The 16,920-nt window shown below is 65.9% G+C and carries 15 protein-coding genes; 9 read left to right on the top strand and 6 right to left on the bottom strand.

Translation table 11 applies throughout. From position 1 onward, the window contains the following. Positions 1 to 99: 99 nt before the first annotated feature. The 4 genes from KBZ14_RS14050 to KBZ14_RS14035 are packed head-to-tail and all read left to right on the top strand — an operon-like array spanning position 100 to position 2,519. Entirely contained in the window at positions 100 to 510 is a 411-nt protein-coding gene (locus tag KBZ14_RS14050; RefSeq protein WP_255118971.1) for a HesB/IscA family protein, read from the top strand. Between the two features lie 59 nt (positions 511 to 569). Continuing rightward, positions 570 to 1,016 carry a hypothetical protein gene (locus tag KBZ14_RS14045; protein ID WP_255118970.1) on the top strand — a complete coding sequence of 149 codons (447 nt, stop codon included), beginning with the start codon at positions 570 to 572 and terminating at the stop codon, positions 1,014 to 1,016. Then, positions 1,001 to 2,242, top strand: coding sequence for a lipid-A-disaccharide synthase-related protein (locus KBZ14_RS14040; RefSeq protein WP_255118969.1), 1,242 nt, complete (start codon positions 1,001 to 1,003; stop codon positions 2,240 to 2,242). Before KBZ14_RS14045 ends, KBZ14_RS14040 begins: the two co-directional genes overlap by 16 nt. Next, positions 2,235 to 2,519: a DUF8620 family protein gene (locus KBZ14_RS14035; protein WP_255118968.1), complete on the top strand. Its 285-nt coding sequence runs from the start codon at positions 2,235 to 2,237 to the stop codon at positions 2,517 to 2,519. The genes KBZ14_RS14040 and KBZ14_RS14035 overlap by 8 nt, the downstream gene beginning before the upstream one ends. Here KBZ14_RS14035 and KBZ14_RS14030 read toward each other — a convergent pair. Both KBZ14_RS14030 and KBZ14_RS14025 read right to left on the bottom strand, forming a co-directional pair. Beyond that, the gene (locus tag KBZ14_RS14030) at positions 2,464 to 3,417 is read right to left on the bottom strand and encodes a TIGR01777 family oxidoreductase (RefSeq protein ID WP_255118967.1); all 954 of its coding nucleotides are present in this window, start codon (positions 3,415 to 3,417) and stop codon (positions 2,464 to 2,466) included. The genes KBZ14_RS14035 and KBZ14_RS14030 overlap by 56 nt on opposite strands. Positions 3,418 to 3,450: 33 nt before the next feature. Next, on the bottom strand, positions 3,451 to 4,692 hold the full coding sequence (locus KBZ14_RS14025) for a cation:proton antiporter domain-containing protein (protein WP_255118966.1): 1,242 nt from the start codon (positions 4,690 to 4,692) through the stop codon (positions 3,451 to 3,453). 54 nt (positions 4,693 to 4,746) lie between these two features. Between KBZ14_RS14025 and ndhO the strand changes: the two genes are divergently transcribed. After that, positions 4,747 to 4,989, top strand: coding sequence for an NAD(P)H-quinone oxidoreductase subunit O (gene ndhO, locus KBZ14_RS14020; RefSeq protein WP_255118965.1), 243 nt, complete (start codon positions 4,747 to 4,749; stop codon positions 4,987 to 4,989). A gap of 15 nt (positions 4,990 to 5,004) precedes the next feature. Here ndhO and KBZ14_RS14015 read toward each other — a convergent pair whose 3' ends face one another. From KBZ14_RS14015 to KBZ14_RS14005, 3 genes are all read right to left on the bottom strand, one after another. Further along, positions 5,005 to 5,691: a J domain-containing protein gene (locus KBZ14_RS14015; protein ID WP_255118964.1), complete on the bottom strand. Its 687-nt coding sequence runs from the start codon at positions 5,689 to 5,691 to the stop codon at positions 5,005 to 5,007. Between the two features lie 152 nt (positions 5,692 to 5,843). Further along, on the bottom strand, positions 5,844 to 7,625 hold the full coding sequence (locus KBZ14_RS14010; protein WP_255118963.1) for an iron uptake porin: 1,782 nt from the start codon (positions 7,623 to 7,625) through the stop codon (positions 5,844 to 5,846). 227 nt (positions 7,626 to 7,852) lie between these two features. Next, on the bottom strand, positions 7,853 to 9,538 hold the full coding sequence (locus tag KBZ14_RS14005; protein ID WP_255118962.1) for an iron uptake porin: 1,686 nt from the start codon (positions 9,536 to 9,538) through the stop codon (positions 7,853 to 7,855). Between the two features lie 97 nt (positions 9,539 to 9,635). Here KBZ14_RS14005 and KBZ14_RS14000 point away from each other — a divergent pair, with 97 nt between their 5' ends. From KBZ14_RS14000 to KBZ14_RS13985, 4 genes are read left to right on the top strand one after another with little or no spacing between them, the layout of a single operon-like run. Continuing rightward, positions 9,636 to 11,189, top strand: coding sequence for an ArnT family glycosyltransferase (locus KBZ14_RS14000; RefSeq protein WP_255118961.1), 1,554 nt, complete (start codon positions 9,636 to 9,638; stop codon positions 11,187 to 11,189). After that, positions 11,189 to 13,648, top strand: coding sequence for an ArnT family glycosyltransferase (locus KBZ14_RS13995; RefSeq protein ID WP_255118960.1), 2,460 nt, complete (start codon positions 11,189 to 11,191; stop codon positions 13,646 to 13,648). The genes KBZ14_RS14000 and KBZ14_RS13995 overlap by 1 nt, the downstream gene beginning before the upstream one ends. After that, positions 13,645 to 15,039 (top strand): glycosyltransferase, encoded by a 1,395-nt coding sequence (locus KBZ14_RS13990; protein ID WP_255118959.1) that lies wholly within the window; start codon positions 13,645 to 13,647, stop codon positions 15,037 to 15,039. The genes KBZ14_RS13995 and KBZ14_RS13990 overlap by 4 nt, the downstream gene beginning before the upstream one ends. A gap of 24 nt (positions 15,040 to 15,063) precedes the next feature. Next, positions 15,064 to 16,029, top strand: coding sequence for a lysylphosphatidylglycerol synthase transmembrane domain-containing protein (locus KBZ14_RS13985; RefSeq protein WP_255118958.1), 966 nt, complete (start codon positions 15,064 to 15,066; stop codon positions 16,027 to 16,029). 376 nt (positions 16,030 to 16,405) lie between these two features. On the opposite strand, the gene KBZ14_RS13980 is transcribed toward KBZ14_RS13985, so the two are convergent. Continuing rightward, positions 16,406 to 16,920: photosynthetic reaction center family protein (locus KBZ14_RS13980; RefSeq protein ID WP_488657343.1), on the bottom strand; the 515-nt coding region annotated here is incomplete at its 5' end.

Genomic DNA, 16,920 nt, shown 5'->3' with positions numbered 1-16,920 from the left:
CCTGTAACTCCCTAGGTGGCCACGACTCTATGGAGACGCACGGCCAGGCAGGGGCCGGGCAGCGTTCATAAAGTGGGCCCAACAGGCGTGAAGGCCGAGATGACCAGCGACATCGCCAGCCCCGAAGCCCCCCAGGTCCAGGCCACCCACACCGGCGTGGACGGCAAGGGCATCCTGATCACGGAGCCCGCCATGAGGCAGCTGGCGGCGCTGATGACCCAGCAGGGCGACACCAAGGTGCTGCGGGTGGGTGTGCGCTCGGGCGGCTGCAGCGGCATGAGCTACACGATGGATTTCATCGAGGCGGCCGAGATCCGCAGCGATGACGAGCAGTACGTGTATGAACCCACCGGCGCCCCCAGCTTCACAGTGGTGAGCGACCCCAAGAGCCTGCTCTACATCTATGGCATGCAGCTGGACTTCTCCAGCGCCCTGATCGGCGGCGGCTTCAACTTCACCAACCCCAACGCCTCACAAACCTGCGGCTGCGGCAGTTCCTTTGCCGTGTGAGGCCAGCCGGAACCGCCCGGGTGGCAATCTGAGGGCACGACCAGGCCTGCAGCCACGCCATGACCGCCTCAGACGCCGCCACCATCGCCGCCAGCACCGGCGCCTCGCTGTTTGAGCAGGCCATTGGCCGCTACCAGCAAGGCGCGCCGGTGGAGGAGGTGATCGACGATTTCATCGCCATCACCCAGCAGGAACCGCGCCTCTCCGCCGGTTGGACCTGCCTGGCCTGGCTGCAGCTGCTGGACAACCAGCCCCAGGCCGGCCTGCGCTCTGCCCGCATGGCCGTGAAGCTCAACCCCCAGGATCCCCAGGCCCGCATCAACCTCAGCCTGGCGATGCTGGAAACCAATGCCAAGGGCGTGCGTGAGCACATCGAACTGGTGCAACGCCTGCGGGTGATGGCCCCGGAACTGGCTGCGGAACTCGACGACTCCCTGGAGGACGGCCTGGCGCGGCGCCCCGACTGGCAGGCCCTGCTGAAGGTGAAAGATTGGCTACAGGGGTGAGCCAAACCGGCAGCGGCCAGCGCATCCTGCTGCTCAGCAATGGGCATGGCGAGGATCTCAGTGGAGCCCTGATCGGCCGGCAATTGCAGCAGCTGGGCCACCAGGTGGAGGCACTCCCCCTGGTGGGCCACGGTCGCGCCTACGAGCAGGCGGGCCTCAGCCGGCTGGGCCGCACCCGCGAATACAGCACCGGCGGCCTGGGCTACACCAGCCTGGTGGGCCGGCTCACGGAAGTGCTGCAGGGCCAGGTGGCCTATCTGCTGCGGCGCTTGCTGCTGCTGCTGCGACTGGCCCACCGCTACGACCTGATCCTGGTGGTGGGGGATGTGATCCCCGTGCTGGCGGCCTGGATCACCCGGCGGCCCACCGTGACCTACCTGGTGGCCTACTCCAGCCATTACGAGGGGCGGCTGCGGCTGCCCTGGCCCTGCGGCGAGTGCCTACAGAGCCAGCGCTTTCTACGGGTGTACAGCCGCGATGCCCTCACCGCCGCCGACCTGAGCGTGCAACTGCGCAGGCCGGTGAGCTTCCTTGGCAACCCATTCTTTGATGGTGCCCTGGCCGCCGCCGCCCCCCTGGGGGGAGCCCCTCTCCAGCGGCTTGGGCTGCTGCCGGGCAGCCGACTGCCGGAAGCCCTCCACAACCTGGAACTGATGCTGCAGGTGCTGGAACGGCTGCCGGCAGAACTACGGGAGCCCTCCCGACTGGGGCTACATGCGGCCTTGGTGGGCAAGCTCACCCCCCAGGAAGTGGCACCGCTGGCGAGCCGCCTGGGTTGGGGGTTGAACCTGGAGAGCCAGGAGCGCTGCAGCCTGAGGCGTGGCCCACTGCAGCTGCAGCTGGAATGGGGCCGGTTCCCGGCGGTGGTGCAGCAGTGCGATCTGCTGCTCTCGATGACCGGCACCGCCGCCGAACAGAGCGTGGGGCTGGCCAAACCCGTGGTGCAGCTGGCGGGGGGCGGCCCCCAGTTCACACCCAACTTTGCTGAGGCCCAGCGGCGCCTGCTGGGCCCCGCCCTGTTCTGCGCGGAAGGGGCCAGTGGTAGTGAAACCCAGTTGCGCGCCACGGCAGCCCTCTGCGCCGAGCTGCTCAAACGCCTCAGCGCTGAACCGCGCTGGCAACAAGAGCTGGCACGGAACGGCCTCGAGCGCATCGGCAGCGGGGGCGGTGCCGCCAGGATGGCCATCGATATCGCGGCCTGCCTGCACCACCACCGCCATGACTGAGCCCTCCAAGCCAGCGGAGCCCTCGATCGGCCAGCGCCTCAAGGGCTGGATCGACACCTTGCTGGTGATCGATGTGTTCGTGGTGATCGCGGGAGCAATCTGGTTCGGCATTGCCGTGCTCTGCCACAGCCGCCACATCGAGGCCCCGCTGAACCTGTTTCAGAGCCTGTGGGAGCCCCTGTTCACGCCGGCCATCGGCCTGTTGATGGGGGCCGCCATCCTCAGCGGCGTGTTGGGCTGGATTCTGGGCTGGTGGCAACGGCGAGCGCCCCAGTGAGCTCCGGATCACGAAAGCCAAAACCCTGCTGCTGCAGCCTCACCGGCAGCACCTGCTGGCCCTCTAGCACCACCTTGGCGCCATCCCCCAGCAGCACCTGCAGGATCGCTGCCGGTACCGGCAGCAGGCTGGGCCGCCCCAGGCAGCGGCCAAGGGCGGCGGCGAACTGGGCCATGGAGCAGGGGTTGGGAGATACGGCGTTGTACACCCCGCTGTAGGCGGAGTTCTCCAGGGCGGCTGCAATCAAGCCACAGAGATCGCGGCGGGTGATCCAGCTCATCCACTGCTGCCCGGTGCCGATCGGGCCACCAAAACCGAGGCGGAACACGGGCAGCATCTTGCCCAGGGCACCCCCATCGGCCGCCAGCACGATGCCGATCCGGAGCGTTACCACCCGGCAGAGGCCACTGGCCTCCTGACCAGCCGCCTCCCAGGCGCTACACAGCTGACCCAGCACATCCTTCCCGGCTGGGCTGGACTCTTCAAAGCGCCCATCCGCACTCGTGCCGTAGTAACCGATGGCCGAGCCCGTGATCAGCACCTGGGGGCGCTGCCCCTCGGGCAAGGCCGCCATGGCCTGCACCAGCGCACGGGTGGTGTGAATGCGGCTATCGAACAGCAGCTGGCGATGCTCGGCAGTCCAGCGCTTCTCGGCGATGGGCTCCCCTGCCAGATTCACCACCGCATCGGAGGCCTGCAGGGCACCCTGCAGATCGGGCCGCTGCCAACTGGCGGGCTGGGATGGATCCGCCGCGATGCGCTGAAGGTTCGGGTGCTGGAGACCCGCCAGGGGCTGACCCGAACGACTGATCAAGGTGAGGCTGTGGCCCTCCTTCAGAAGCAGGGGCACCAGCTCCCGGCCGACAAAACCACTGCAACCCAGCAGCAGAATCTGCATGTCGCCCCTCAGTGCATCGCTTCGTTGATCAGGTTAAGAAGAGAGTTCCGGCTCAGGGGCCCGCACCAGACCCAGCCGCCGGGCCAGTGGCACCAGGGCGAAGCCCTGAAGCACAAGGCCCAATAACACCACCGCCAGAGCGAAGGGGGGCATATCGCGCCCCCAGGGCACGGAGCTCGACGCCGCCTGGATCGCAATGGCAATCGGAACCGCTCCGCGCAGGCCCGCCATGGCGGTGAAGGTGCGCTCCCGACGCCGGAAACCGCTGCGCACCAGCAACAGCTGCACCACCAGCCAGCGCACCAGCAGCACGGCCACGAACAGCACCAGGGCGTACTTGAAGGAGAGCGCCACATCGGAGGGCATCACCACCAGGCCAAGGCAGAGAAACAGGGTCAGCTCGGCCAACTTGGCAAACCCCGAATGGCTCTCTTCCAGGGCCGCGCGGTTCACCTCCGGGCTATTGCCCAGCACCACACCCATCACGTAGGCAGCCAGCAGCCCACTGGCTCCCACCAGGGCTGAGCCACCCACGATCAGCATCAGCAGGGCCATGCTCAGCACGATCGCCAAACCGCCATACGCCGCTGCTTGGCGGCGGCTGAGCAGACCGGCGGCGGCCTTGCCACCCAGCCAACCCAGGAACGCCCCCAACAGGAACTCCCGCACCACAGCCACCATCAAGAGCTCCACCTGGGCTTCACCGCCGCCGGCAATGGCCAGGGCCAACCCCGCCAACACCACAGCGATGGGGTCGTTGAGGCCCGACTCACACTCGAGTAGGTCCAGCAAGGGCTTAGGCAGCCGCCCCTGCAGGGGACGCAGCAGGCTGAGCACGGCCGAGGCATCGGTGCTGCAGAACATCGCCCCTACAAACAGGGCCACCGGCACGTTCACATCCACAGCCGTGGCGGGCAGACTCTGAAAGCCCATCACCACCAGGCTGAGGCAGCCCGCCGTGAGCAGGGAGCCCAGCACAGCCAGCCGCAGGGAAGGGCCCAGCACCGGTTTCATCTGCGTCCAGTTCGCCGTGAGGCCACCGAAAAACAACACCAACGCCAGGGACAACTGGGCGAGTTGTTCGGCCGCCGCAAAGCTGAGCAGGGGCACTGAACCCCCAGCGCCGGGACTCAGGTCGTTGTCGATCAACAGGCCGAGCACCAACACCAGCAGGATGCCGGGCACCTTGATCTCGGCCGCCAGATCATCGAGGAACATCGCCAGCAGCAACAGCCCGCCGAACATCACCAGCAGCAGGGCCAGGCTTGGGGACACGGGCCAAAACTGAACTGCAGACGTTTTAGCCTGGCCCTGCTGCTCGCACTCCCCATGGCTGACACACCGACGACCGCCGCGCCGGTGGCCCCGATCAAAAAAGGCAGCCTGGTGAAGGTGAGCCGCAGCGCCTACAGCGCCAGCCTGGAAGCTCAGGCCAGCGATCCAGCCGCCCCCGGCTATCTCTTCGAGGGGCCCGCCGAGGTGCTGGCCATGAAGGGCGACTATGCCCAGCTGCGCTACCGCCGCCCGGTGCCTGATGTGTGGTTGCGCCTGGATCAACTGGAGGCGTACTGAATTCAGGGCGCCACATCAGATCTCCAGGCGGCGCCGCTCCTCATGCAGCCGAGAGCGGCGCTGCTTGGCCTCCCGCAGCATCTCGCGCCCATCGCGCAGGTAGCTGTCCACGTAGCCCATGGTGTAGCGCTCGAGTTCCGTAAGCGCGTCCTGCACCTGGCTGAGGCAGTGATACAGGCTGAGGCTGAAGCCCTGGGCCGATCGCGGCGCCGCCATGGAGCGATAGAGCGTGTCCACCTTGAGCAGCTTGGCCTGGCTCTGTTCCAGGAACTGGCAGAACGTTTCCATCAGCTGGTCGTCGTAGGGATCGGCAGAGAGATCCCTGAGCTGCCCAGCGAAGGGATTGATCACTTGGCCCAGCAGCCGATCGATGGGCCCATACACCTGCTGGAGCCAGGTTTGCAGCTGGGCATCCACGGCAGAAGCCTGCGCCGTGGCCCGCCGCGCGGCCCGGCCCACCTCCACGGCATGCCCAGGCCCGGCGGCAACGCTCGCGGGATGGCGGCGATCGTGATCAGCCCGGCGCTGCGCATCCCCCAGCACCTCCCAGGCGGCATTGAGCTCCAGGATCCGATGCTCATCACCGCCCGCATCCGGGTGATGCTGCTTCACCAGCGCCCGGTAGGCCGCCTTGATCTCGGCTGCCTTGGCCGTGATGGGCACCCCCAACACCTGATAGGGATCAGTGGGGGGCAGGGACATCGCGAGGGGCTCGCCACAACGGAAGCCACCCCATCATCCAAGACGCGCCCGCACGCACAGCCATGAAAAAGCCCCCCGTTTCCGGGAGGCCTGTTGTTCTGGTGTGTGAGTGAGCGCGAGGAGCGCGTGAGGAGTGGTGCGGTTCTGAAGAATCAGAACTTGAACTGAGCGGCGAGGATCCCACCGAACACGTTGGCGTTGGTGTTGATCGGAGCAGCAGTAGTGCCGCCATTAGCACCAGCGCTGCTGGGGTTGCTCAAATAGAAGAGCATCGGGGTCAGGGAGATGTTGTCGCTCACCTGGAACTTGTACCACCACTCCCAGGCGTAGTTGCCATCGAACGGGGTCACGCCGTTGCGGGTGCTGGTCACGAAGGAGGGCTGACCCACGGCCATACCGGCCGAATTGCCCTTCACGAAAGCATCCTTCCACTGCAGGCCCACACTCCAAGACTGGGTTGCAGCGATATTGGTAGGAGCAAGAGCATTGCTGATGCCAGCGGAACTCACACCGGTGTTGGACGTGCTCACAGCCGGAGCGCTCTGGTTGGTGTAGGAGTAGGCGCTATACCCCCAGCCACCGCTGATCGCAGGAATGACAGTGCCGCCCTTCTTAGGCTGCCAGGCCAGGCCAAGCGCGAAGTTGTTGTTGGTGTTGGTGCTAGACCAAGCGGTGGAGGTGGTGCCAGTGGCCGTGGTGCCACAGGTCTCAGCTTGAACGGCTGCCTGAGTACCGCGGCGGTTCACAGACTGACCGCACTGGCCATAACGCCAGCCGAAGGTGGCCTTCCACTGCTGGGCCTGATAACCCAACTGAGTGGTCCAGCTGCCACCACTGTTGTTGCTGAAAATGCCGCCTTGGGTCGGAGATCCTGCGGCGCCGGTTCCAGTGTTGGAGTTGTCGGCATTCGGGGCCACATAGCTGGTGGACACCGCGAAGAAAGGCTTGCCCTTCTTCACAGACTGCTTCCACATCAAGCCAGCCATGCCGCCGGTGGCCTTGTTGTAGGTGCCGGGAGCGCCATGCAGGGTGAAGAAGTCCAGACCCTGGAAGTCGCCGTAATAGGAGGGGCTGATCGCCAGGAACTCGGTGTTACGAGCGCGGGGGCCTGCGATCGCGGTGAACTCCTTACCAACCGGGAAGCGGTAGTAAAGACGATCAAGCTGGAAGACGTTATTCAGGTTGTTGGCATTGCCGGCGTTACCACCGAATGCACGATCCAGCGTCATCAAGCTGTAAGGCTGGCCATTGAAGGCGCTGTTGCCGTAGTTACCCGAACGCAAACGGGTATAGAGCAGATCCTTGCCTGTGAAGCTGGTGTTCAGGTTCAGGCGCAGGTCGTAGTTAAACGTGGTTGCACCGAAGAGGCTGCTATTACGCTGGGTGCCGTTAGTCAGGTTGTTGTTCTTGCCACCGTACACAGGCGCACCGATGGACCAGTAGGTGTCACCCTGCAGCTTGGTGGTGGTGGAGAACTGGGTCGCTTCCAGTTCGCCCACTTTGGCCTCGAGGCCATCCACACGACCCTTCAGAACAGCCAATTCATTAGCGAATTCCTTCTGCAGGCGCTGCAGCTCGTCGGTGATCTCCGTCACGCGATCAAGGCAGGCATTGAGCAGAGCCGCCGCTTCATAGCGGGTCATGGCCTGCTTGCCCTTGAAGGTGCCGTTGGGATAGCCGGCCACGCAGCCGTACTTCTCCACTAGGTTGCTCAGAGCCTGGTAAGCCCAGTCGGTGGGCTGCACGTCGGCGAACTGGCTGACGCTGGTGACCTGGTTCTGATCCGCCCAAACGCGGAAGTTGTGCAGGTCGCCCTGTTGGATGTAGTCGTTCATGCCGCTGGGAGCGGCAGAAATCTCATAGGCCGAAGCAGCCACAGGCGCGAGAAGGCCCAGGGCAGCGGGGGCCAGCAGCAGTTGCTGGAACAGTTTCATGGTCCTCACACCAATCGAGGAGCTCCCAATTAAGGGAGTTGGCGCCAAGTTACGGCAGCCTGCAGCCTGGCCGCCGCACCACCAGCACAACCAGCCGTGCGCTGGGATACATCCATCGGCAGGCCATAAAAAAGCCCCGGAGTATTCCGGGGCTTTGGTGAGATGTTGCTGTGTGAGAAGTGGTTGGGAGCCCGAATGTGTGAGGAAGGCTCCCGTTCTGCCGAGGATCAGAACTTGAAGGTGGTCTTGAGGATGCCGCCGAAGTTGTTGACAGAGTTGGTGGCGTAGTTGGCAGTGTTGGTACCGCCGACCGCCGCCAGACCGCCTTTACCCAGCTGACCGTTGGAGTTGGAGATGTAGTACAGAGCGGGGGTCACGCTGATGTTGTCGGTGACCTGGAACTTGTACCACCACTCCCAGGCGTAGTTCTGGTCTTGGGGAGTCACGCCACCGACACCACTGCTGGTAACGAAGGGAACTTGGCCCACAGCCATACCTGCGGAGTTGCCCTTGAGGAACACATCGCTCCACTGCATGCCCACCATCCAGGACTGCGCCTGAGCCTGACGGCCGTTGCTGAAACCAGCAGAGCGGTTGGGTTGGGTGTAGAGGCGGTTGGTATAACCGGTGATACCCCAGCCAGCGCTAAAGGAGGGGATGATGCTGCTCTTGGAGGGCTGCCAGTAACCGCTCACACCAACGGAGTTGGAGGCAGCGGTTGCGCTGCTTTGGGACAGAGCCAGAGGAGTGGCGTTGGGCAGACCCAGGCCGCGGCCATAGGTGTAAGCCACAGCGATACCAGCGTTGCTGCCGGAGTAGGCGAGTTGGTTCACCCAAGCCGACTGGCTGGCCGCGGTGCCAACACCACCGCAAAGGGTGGTGCCGTTGTTGATGCAGGCAGCGGGATTCGAGTTAGCCGCGTCAGAGTTCACAGCCACGTAGTTGCTGCTGAAGCTGAAGCCACCGTCCTTGTACCAGAGGCCAGCACCACCACCCAGGGCGTTCAGGTTGTAGGCACCTTGAGCACCGGCGTAGGTGAAGGTGTCGAGAACGGTGTCAGCGGGATACACGCTGGGCCACATGGCCAGCATGTCGTCGATACGCACCTTGCCACCCACGGTGGCGGTGAACTTCTGGCCCAGGGGGAACTGGTAGAAGAGGCGGTTGATGGCGACGACGTCGCCACAGTCAACGCCGGTGCCGCAGCCTTCCTGGAAGGCGATTTCCAGCTGGTTGGTACCGCCGGTGAACGCGGAATCGGCGAAGTTACCAGCGCGCAGGGTGGTGCGCAGCAGGTCCTTACCGGTGAAGCTGGTGTCGAAGTTCAGGCGAACGTCGTAGTTGAAGGTGGTAGCACCTTCAAGCGCAGCCGTGTTAGCAGCCGTGTACTGGTTACCGGTGGTGCCGCCGTTGCGAGCGGTGTTGGCGGTGCCACCGAAGCTGTTAGCGCCCAGAACGAAGGTGGCGATACCTTTCAGCTTGGTGGTGGTGGAGAACTGAGTGGCTTCCAGTTCGGCCACTTTGGCCTCGAGGCCATCCACGCGGCCCTTCAGCACGGCGAGTTCCTTTTCGAACTCCTTCATGAGGCGCTTGAGCTCGTCGGTCACTTCAGTGATCCGGTCGAGACAGGCGTTCAGCAGGGCGGCCGCTTCATAGCGGGTCATGGCCTGCTTGCCCTTGTAGGTGCCGTTGGGGTAGCCCGCAACGCAGCCGTAGCGCTCGATCAGGTTGCTCAGAGCCTGATACGCCCAGTCGGTGGGCTGCACGTCGGAGAACTGGGTGATCGAAGTCACCTGCTCCTCGGAGCCGTACTGGCTGACGCCAGCAATGTTCAGGTCGGCGGCGGATGCAGCCACAGGAGCCATCAGGCCCAGGGCAGCAGGCGCCAGAAGAAGCTTCTGGAACAGTTTCATGGTCCTCACACCAAAAGAGGATTTCGACGCAGAGCGTCTGAGGAGAAGATGACGCAGGATCCACCTGCCCCCCAGCCCCGGTGTGCCACAAACCGCAATGACACGTAGCCCCGGACACGTGGCCGAGGGGATGGGCCGGTGGTGGCGCCTCCTGGCAGCCCTGGCCTTTCTACCTCTGCTGCTCACGGCAGCCCCCCGCAGCTTTCTCGCCCACGACGAGGGCTACTACGCCCTGCAGGGCCGCTGGATTCAGGAGAGCGGCCAGTGGTTAGCCCCCCTCTGGTGGGGGGACCCCCTTTACGACCGCACAGTTGGCCTGCAGTGGTTGATCGCCGCGGCCCGCCAACTCCTGGGGCCCGAGCCCTGGGTGGCCCATCTACCCAGCCTGCTGGCCGCCGCCGCCTGCCTCGTGCTCACCGCATCCCTGGCCCGGGAGCTGCTGGGCCGGGGAACCGGCTGGATCAGTGCCCTGGTGCTGGCCCTCACACCGCTGTGGATCAATCACGCCCACCAGGCCGGCCAGGACATGCCGCTGCTGGCCCTGGAACTCCTTGGCTTCTGGGCCCTGGTGCGGGCCCGGCCCGACGGGCCTTGGTGGCCCATGGCCCTCGCCGCCAGCTGGGTGGGCCCAGCCTTCCTGATCAAGGGCTTCATGGTGGCGGTGCCCCTGGCCGCGATGGCGCCCTTCACCCTGCTGCGCCGCCGCTGGCTGCTGGCGCGGCCCAGCTTCTGGGGCTGGCTACTGCTGGGCTGGGTGCCGGTGCTGCTGTGGCTGGGCCTGAGCCTGCAGCAGTACGGCCCGGCCGTGGTGGGGGGCCTGCTGCAGAAGCTGCTCTACCTCTCCAAAAGCGACGTTTACAGCGCCGGCCCCCTCTATTACCTCTGGAACATCCCCGCCAACACGGCCCCCTGGTGCCTGGCGGCCGCCGCCGGCTGGTGGCTGGGCCTGCGCCACTGGGGCCAGGAGCAGCGGCTGGCCTTGCTTGGCACTCCCCTGTTGCTGGTGGTGCTGTTGAGCTGCTTCCGCACCAAAACGCCCTACTACGGCCTGCAGATCACCCCCTTTCTGGCCATTGCCGCGGCGGCGGCCCTGCAGCGGTTCAGCCAAGCGGATCAGGCGCGGCCACGCTGGCTGGCCTGGCTGATCGCCGCCTTTGGAGCCCTCCTGGCCGTGGCGGGCGTGATTGGGCTATGGCAAGCCCCCTGGCCCTATGGGCTGGCGGCCCTGGGGCTGGGAGTCAGCTGGCTGGCCCTGCCCTGGCAGCGCGAGGACCGCTCCGTGCTGATCGCCTGCCTGGCAGGACCGTGGTTAGCCCTGCTGCTGCTGGTGCAAACAGGCCTGTTCACCGATCGCAGCCCCCAGATGCGCCAAGCCCTGGCGGCACCAGCCCTCAGCCAGGCCCTGCAGCAGGGCCCTGTAGCGGTTGTTGTGCCGGATCCCCTCAGTGGTGATGGACACGCCCAGTTGATCCTGCTGGCCCTGGGCACGCCCCAGCTGGGCCCTCGCCTGGATGGACTGAACGCGCTGGCACCGGGCCAGCGGGCCTGGGTGCCCAAACGCCTTGGGACGAGTGCCGAGGGCGCGGCCTTGCAGCCGTTGGCATCGGGCGATGATCTGGGCGAATGGATGCTGGTGCAAGCGCGGCCCTGATGCACGTTTCACGCCACGATCGCCGCGACTGGATCCTGCTGCTGCTGCTCTGGCTGGCCTGCCTACTGGCCGATGGGCTGTGGCTGCAGCGCCACCACCTGCCCCCCGCCTGGGATCAGGGCGATCACCTCAGCCGCGCCCTGGGCTTCTGGCGGGTGCTGCGCCAAGCCGCCCCGTGGAGTGGCAGCTGGTGGCAGGAGCTCTGGAACCAATCGCCCACGTACCGGGGCCCACTCACCTACATCGTTTCGGCGCCCGTGCTGGAGCTGTGGGGCCCTGGCTACCGCAGCGCCATGGCCGCCAACGGCCTGTTCAACGCTGGGCTGCTGGCCAGCGTGTATGGCCTGGGCCGGCTCATGCACAGCCGCAGCGCCGGCCTCTGGGCCGCCTGGTTCTGCGCCGTGGCACCAGCCCTGCTCAACCAACGCACCGACTATCTGATCGACTTCAGCCTCACGGCCGTGCTCACCAGCTGTTGGTGGCTACTCAGCGCCCGGCGCTGGCTCCCACTGCAGCGCCCCTGGCTATGGAGTGGGCTGAGCGGGCTCGGGCTGGGGGCCGTGGTCCTCACCAGGCCCACGGGCCTGGTGCTGCTGTGGCTGCCGCTGCTGTGGCTGCTCCTGCACGGGCTCAGCGGCCTGCGCGCTGGACGCTTCGGTGCGGCCTTGCACCTGGGCCTGGCCGCGGTGGTGGCCGGAGCCGTGAGCTGGCCCTGGTTCAGCCAGAACTGGCTCACGATCCTCTCCACCATCAACAAGGCCCGTCAGTGGGGCGTGGCCTACCAGGACGGCCTGGAAGCCAACTCCCTGGAGGGCTGGCTCTATTACCCGAAACTGTTGCCCACCATGGCCGGCAGTGGCCTGGTGGGCCTGGTGCTGGCCGGCGCCGCCCTGGCCCTCGGACAGCAACTGCAGCAAGGTCGCTGGCCTGATCGGCTCCCACGGGTGGGGCAGGAGCAGGGAGCCCGGCTGCTGTGGTGGCTCAGCCTGCCCCTGGGGGGCCTGCTGGTGGCCGTGCTGATGACCAGCAAGGACTTCCGCTTTGTGCTTCCACTACTGCCGCAGCTGGCCCTGGGGCTGGGGGTTCTGGTGGCGAGCGTGAACAGCCGCTGGCGCCGGCCTTGGCAGGCCAGTCTGCTGGCCCTGGGGCTAGCCGGGGTGCTGTGGAACCAGTTCGGCTGGGGACGCGATCTCACCGGCTTTCCTCAGCACTTACCCAATGGGGACTCCCGCTGGCCCGTAGCCCAGATCGTGGCCACGATCCGCCAGCAGAGCCCCCATCAGCTCTCCACCCTGGCGGTGCTGCCAGACAGCGAAGCCCTCAATGCCTTCAACCTGGAGGCCGAGGGGCGGCGGCAGCACTTCCGCGTGGCCGCACGCCAAACAGTGGCGCCCCTGGAGCGCCTCGATCACGACCTCAACGGCTTCGACTGGTTCCTGCTCAAGGGCGGCGATCAAGGGGTGATGAGCGATGAGCGCCAGGCTCAGCTCAGCCGGATGGTGAGCCAATCCCCGGCCTTTGTGGAGGTTGGCCGCTGGCCCCTGCCCGATGGCAGCGCGGCGGTGCTGATGCGACGCCAGACCCTCAGCCTCGCGGTGCAACCGGTGCCCTGCGGCGGGCCCAGGGCCATGGAACTAGCCATCAATCCAAACCCTCCTGTGGAAGCTGGCGCCACCGCGCCCCTGGCGCTGAGTCTTTCGGGGCCGAGCCAGAGCCTGCGCGGAGCCCGGTTGCTGCTGGATTGGACATCGGGGGAATCCGGCTGGCGGGCCGATCACGCCCTCGGCCAGGGGTTGCTCCTGCTGAACAACCTCAGCGGAACAACCTGCGTGCGCGTGCAGGAGCGTTTGGCGATGCCGATTCCCGCCTCCCTGCCCGCCGGCACCTACCAGCCGCAGGCCGTGTTGCTCTCCCCCCAGGGCAACGCCATGCCCCTACGGCTGTCCACCGAGCCCATGGAGATCCAGGCAGCCCCTGGCCCCCTGGCCACCACCACGGGGCTGGCCACCAACCGCGTGGCGGTGCTTGTGGAGCTGGGCCAACAACTGCGCCGCGGCGAACTGGATCCTCTGTTCGGGCGGGTAGGACAGCTCAACCAAACCGATCCCGATCAGGTGTACCTGCGTGATGGCGAAGCCATCTTGCGCTCACGGCTCAGCCGTGATCCGGGCAACCTCAACGATCTCTACGCCCTGGCCCTGGCCCAAGCCCTACAGCGCCACGCGGGCGATGCCGCCATCACGCTCCAGCAGATCACCCAGCGAGATCCCGGCAATCCACATGCCCTGGTGGGCCTTGGCGTTGTGGAGCTCTATCGCTTTCAACCCTGGGCGGCCCAGGCGGCCCTCGACCGGGCTGCCAGGCTCGGTGGGACCACACCCACCCTGCGCACTTTGCGCATCGTGGCCAGCGCTCTGCGGCTGGATCTGCCCCAAGCCATGTCCCTGCTCAAGTCATGACGCCATCCAACCAGCAGCTCCGCTTCCGCCAGCGCAATCGCGCCTACTACGACGACCTAGAGCGCCTGCATCGGCTGCTGGTACCCACGGGCCAGCGGGTGCTGGACATCGGCTGTGGCATGGGCGACCTGTTGGCCGGCCTGAATCCAGGCCATGGGGTGGGGATTGAACTGGAGCCTGAGCTGGCCAAGGCCGCCCAGCGGCGCCATCCCCAGCTGCGGATCCTGGCGGCCGATGCGGAAACCATCTCGCCCAGCTCGATCGGCGAGAGCGAGCCTTTCGATGTGATCCTGCTGCCCAACACCCTCAACACCCTGGGGGATGTTCAGGGGGTGCTGGAGCGGCTGGAGGCCTTCTGCCACCCGCGCACCCGATTGGTGGTGAGTTTCCACAACTGGCTGTGGCAACCGCTGCTTAAAGCCGCCGAACAACTGGGGCAGCGCCAACCCCAACCGCCCGAGAGCTGGCTCACCCCCCGCGATGTGGCCAACCTGCTGGACCTCGCTGGCTGGGAAGTGCTCAAGGAGGGGCACCGCTGCCTGCTCCCCCGGCGATTGCCGCTGCTCACACCACTCGCCAACCGCTGGCTGAGCCAGTTGCCGGGGCTCGAGCAGCTGGGTCTCACCCACTGGATGGTGGCCCGGCCCGGCCGGCAAGAGCGCCAGGATCCGAGCGTGAGTGTGGTAATCCCGGCCCGCAACGAAGCGGGGAATATCGCCCCGGCCATCGAACGGCTACCGGAACTGGGCCGATTCACAGAAGTGCTTTTCGTGGAAGGCCATTCCACCGACGACACCTGGGCGGAAATCGAACGGGTCTGCGCGAACTATCAAGGCCCGCTGCGGTTACGCAAGTTTCGCCAGAGCGGCAAGGGCAAGGCCGATGCCGTGTGGCTGGGCTTCGAGCAGGCCGAAGGCGATGTGCTGATGATCCTCGATGCCGACCTCACCGTGCGCCCCGAAGATCTGCCGCGCTTTGCCCAGGCCATGGCCGATGGGCGCGGAGAATTCGTGAATGGCTGCCGGTTGGTGTATCCCCGCAGCTGGGATGCGATGCCGCCACTGAACACAGCCGCCAATCGCTTGTTTGCCGCCGTGTTCTCCTGGCTCTTACGCCAGCGCCTCAAGGACACCCTCTGCGGCACCAAGGTGATCTGGAAACACGACTACGAACGCCTCAAGGCAGGCCGCAGCTACTTCGGCGACTTTGATCCCTTCGGCGACTTTGATCTGCTGTTCGGCGCCAGCAAGCTCAACCTCAAAATCGTGGAAGTGCCCGTGCGCTATCAAGAGCGCAGTTATGGCAGCTCCAACATTGCCCACGTGAAGGAGGGGCTGATCCTGGCGCGGATGTGCCTCTACGCCGCCCGCAAACTGCGCTTCATTCCATGAGGGCAGCCCGATGAAGGTGCGGCCATGAAGCGGCGCTGGCTGCTGGCACTGGTGGCTGCCCTGTTGATCTACCTGGGCCTCAGCCTGGCCTTTGGCCTTCAGGAGCTGGGATCAACGCTGCAGCGCTTGCCCTGGGGGTGGTGGCTGGTGGCCCCCGCCGTTGTGGTGTTCAGCCACGCCGTGCTGTTCCAGCGGTGGCAGTTTTATCTGCGGCGCCTGGGCTTCGGCCTGGCCTGGCGGGCAAGCGGCCGCATCTACCTTGCGGGCCTTTCCCTGATCGCAGCGCCTGGCAGAGGCGGTGAGGCTCTGCGGGGCCTGTGGCTGAAGCGGCGCCACGGCTTTCCCCTACAGGTGGGGGTGGGCATCACCCTGGCGGAGCGGCTGGGGGATCTCGCCAGCGCCCTGCTGGTGCTCAGCTGGGGCCTGGGTGGGCAGGTGCTGCTAGCGGTGCTGGTGGCGATGGCCGTGCTGGGGGCCGGCGGCTGGCTATTCACGCACCCACGCATGCTGCAACGGCTGGAGCGGGGGCTGGAGCGCCTGCCAAGCCATGGGCGCTGGCTGGGGCTCACGCGCCTCCTGCGCGAAGGCCTGCTGTCGATGGCCCAGGTACGGCAACTGATGAAACCCTGGCCTCTCCTGGTGGGCACCCTGCTGGCGGTGAGCACCTGGCTGGCAGAGGCAGGCCTGCTGGTGGGGCTCTATGCGGCCCTCGGAACGGCCCTGAGCTGGCAACACGCCGCTGTGATCCGCACCGCCACCGGCCTGGGTGGGGTGGTGTCACTGCTGCCGGCGGGCCTCGGCACCAGCGAGGCCACCTCCATCGGTCTGGCGATGCTCTACGGCAGCGGTCGCTCCGAAGCCCTGGCCGTCACCCTGGTGCTGCGCATGGCCACGGTGGCCTTCCCTTCACTGGTGGGCATCGGCGCCCTGATGCGTCAACCGGATCTGGTGGCGAGCTCCAGCCAGCCCAAGCCAGACCGGGCAATCTGATATCAAGGCCTGCAAAACGATGCCCCCGGTGAGCACAGGCTGGGCCTGGCTCACCGGGGGCTCTCGCCGGGTCCGCTTTGGCGCGGAACCGAATGATCAGGAATCAGTCGCCGAAATCAGCCGGCGTTCTCCGCGATCAGCAGACCCTGCATAGAACAACTGGAACTCATGAGCACCTCCTCCTTGGGGAATTGTTGCCAACCGGCGATGCATTCGAAACCGGCTCAACCCAAGGGATTCAGCGGCTCCACATCACTGCTGACGGGACTGGGAAACTCTAGCGGCGCCCAGCGGCCAAGTGCCAGAACGCGGGCAATAAAAAAGGCGCCCCGCAGGGCGCCAGTGGGATGGGCATGTCGCCACAGTTGGGGGCCAATCAGAGGGCGTTACCGCGGGGCAGAACCTCTTCAGGGAAGACGAAGTTTTCGTGCGGCTGGTCAGCCGGTGCCATCCAGGCACGCAGACCTTCATTCAACAGAATGTTCTTCGTGTAGAAGGTCTCGAATTCGGGGTCCTCAGCGGCGCGGATTTCCTGCGACACGAAGTCGTAGGCGCGCAGGTTGAGGGCCAGGCCGATGATGCCGATGCTGCTGGTCCACAGACCCATCACCGGCACAAACAGCATGAAGAAGTGCAGCCAGCGCTTGTTGGAGAAGGCGATCCCGAAGATCTGGCTCCAGAAGCGGTTAGCCGTCACCATCGAGTAGGTCTCTTCTTCCTGGGTGGGCTCGAACGCCTTGAAGGTGTTCGCCTGCTCGGAGTCCTCGAACAGGGTGTTCTCCACCGTGGCGCCGTGGATGGCGCAGAGCAGAGCACCGCCGAGGATGCCGGCCACTCCCATCATGTGGAAGGGGTTGAGGGTCCAGTTGTGGAAGCCCTGCAGGAACAGCA

This window comes from Synechococcus sp. HJ21-Hayes (genome assembly GCF_024345835.1).
Lineage (GTDB): Bacteria > Cyanobacteriota > Cyanobacteriia > PCC-6307 > Cyanobiaceae > Vulcanococcus.
This window is presented reverse-complemented; position numbering and strand designations above follow the sequence as displayed.

Excerpts from the sequence above, each read along its gene's own strand:
- KBZ14_RS13985 (WP_255118958.1), top strand. The coding sequence starts at position 15,064 with ATGAAGCGGCGCTGGCTGCTGGCACTGGTGGCTGCCCTGTTGATCTAC.
- ndhO (WP_255118965.1), top strand. The coding sequence starts at position 4,747 with ATGGCTGACACACCGACGACCGCCGCGCCGGTGGCCCCGATCAAAAAA.
- KBZ14_RS14010 (WP_255118963.1), bottom strand. The coding sequence starts at position 7,625 with ATGAAACTGTTCCAGCAACTGCTGCTGGCCCCCGCTGCCCTGGGCCTT.
- KBZ14_RS14000 (WP_255118961.1), top strand. The coding sequence starts at position 9,636 with ATGACACGTAGCCCCGGACACGTGGCCGAGGGGATGGGCCGGTGGTGG.
- KBZ14_RS14035 (WP_255118968.1), top strand. The coding sequence starts at position 2,235 with ATGACTGAGCCCTCCAAGCCAGCGGAGCCCTCGATCGGCCAGCGCCTC.
- KBZ14_RS13990 (WP_255118959.1), top strand. The coding sequence starts at position 13,645 with ATGACGCCATCCAACCAGCAGCTCCGCTTCCGCCAGCGCAATCGCGCC.
- KBZ14_RS14005 (WP_255118962.1), bottom strand. The coding sequence starts at position 9,538 with ATGAAACTGTTCCAGAAGCTTCTTCTGGCGCCTGCTGCCCTGGGCCTG.
- KBZ14_RS13995 (WP_255118960.1), top strand. The coding sequence starts at position 11,189 with ATGCACGTTTCACGCCACGATCGCCGCGACTGGATCCTGCTGCTGCTG.
- KBZ14_RS14050 (WP_255118971.1), top strand. The coding sequence starts at position 100 with ATGACCAGCGACATCGCCAGCCCCGAAGCCCCCCAGGTCCAGGCCACC.
- KBZ14_RS14030 (WP_255118967.1), bottom strand. The coding sequence starts at position 3,417 with ATGCAGATTCTGCTGCTGGGTTGCAGTGGTTTTGTCGGCCGGGAGCTG.
- KBZ14_RS14045 (WP_255118970.1), top strand. The coding sequence starts at position 570 with ATGACCGCCTCAGACGCCGCCACCATCGCCGCCAGCACCGGCGCCTCG.
- KBZ14_RS14015 (WP_255118964.1), bottom strand. The coding sequence starts at position 5,691 with ATGTCCCTGCCCCCCACTGATCCCTATCAGGTGTTGGGGGTGCCCATC.